General features: G+C 69.8%; 1 protein-coding gene. It reads right to left on the bottom strand.

What is annotated here, in order from left to right; all coding sequences use genetic code 11:
- Nucleotides 1–112: 112 nt before the first annotated feature.
- A partial coding sequence (locus ACOADB_RS16380; RefSeq protein WP_378600693.1) for a hypothetical protein occupies nt 113–308 on the bottom strand: 196 nt, incomplete at its 5' end.

Here is a 308-nt window from a genome sequence, read left to right as displayed (position 1 = left end):
TGGATCGACGCGATGGAGGCGCCCGGGATTCGCTTCGCTCATGGACTGATCGGTGCCCGTGGGTCAGGTCACACAAACCAACGCCCGGCGTTGTCCACAGGCAGTCCGCCGATCAGACCCAGAAACCCCGGGATCCGAACATGTCGCCGTAGCTCCCGGGACCAGCACCGGAGCGTCCACCCCGGCGTGACCCGAGGTAGGAGCCGACCACCGCCGCACCGAGGTCGCCCTCCTCCGGCGCGATGACCGAACCGTCCACGCGCCGGGCCATCGAGTCGATGAACCGGGCCAGGCCGGGGTCCTCGCCG

This window comes from Nocardioides sp. CPCC 206348, assembly GCF_048654705.1.
In the GTDB taxonomy this organism is placed as follows: Bacteria; Actinomycetota; Actinomycetes; order Propionibacteriales; family Nocardioidaceae; genus Nocardioides.
Note: the sequence above shows the minus strand (reverse complement) of the source record. Positions and strands in the feature narration are given on the sequence as shown.